This is a genomic window from Flavobacterium sp. HJJ (assembly GCF_015351475.1).
Classification (GTDB): domain Bacteria; phylum Bacteroidota; class Bacteroidia; order Flavobacteriales; family Flavobacteriaceae; genus Flavobacterium; species Flavobacterium marginilacus.
On record NZ_JADKPR010000074.1, the window covers coordinates 1 to 778 of the forward strand.

At 44.0% G+C, this 778-nt stretch carries 1 pseudogene; it reads left to right on the plus strand.

The features are described 5' to 3' along the window. Positions 1 to 778, plus strand: a pseudogene (locus IRZ80_RS20785) (transketolase); the annotation flags it as partial.

Below are 778 nucleotides of genomic sequence, written 5' to 3' on the forward strand. Positions count from 1 at the left end.
GGAAAGACCGACCTTGATTATCGGAAAAACAATCATGGGCAAAGGCTGTGTTACTGCTGACGGAGGCATGTATGAAGGTGAATGCGAACTGCACGGAAAACCTATCGGTGACACCAAAGCCGATTACACAAAAACCTTAATAAACTTAGGAGCCAACCCGGAAGATCCTTTTACAATTTATCAGGAAGTAGCTTCGCATTATGCTGCTATTCTCTCCCAAAAAACAGAAAAAGCGTCTGCCAAAAAACAGCAGATTGCACAGTGGGAGAATGAAAATCCGGCATTGGCACAAAAAATGGAACTGTTTTTATCGGGAAAACTACCGGAACTGGATTTGAGTAAAGTGGTTCAGAAACCAAATGCGGCGACCAGAGATGCTTCATCAGCAGTACTGGCTTATCTGGCTGAAAACGTTGAAAATATCATTGTTTCCTCTGCCGATTTATCCAACAGTGATAAAACTGACGGCTTTTTGAAAAAATCATCTGTACTGCAGAAAAATAATTTCAGCGGTGCCTTTTTACAGGCAGGAGTTGCCGAACTGACGATGACTTCCATTGCCAACGGAATCGCTCTCCATGGCGGTGTAGTCCCTGTAGTGGCAACATTCTTTGTGTTTTCAGATTATATGAAACCAGCCATCCGACTGGCAGCCATTCAAGAACTTCCTGTGAAATATGTGCTTACACACGACTCTTTCCGCGTGGGCGAAGACGGACCTACACACCAGCCAATCGAGCAGGAAGCACAGATGCGTCTATTAGAAAAAGTAAAAAAC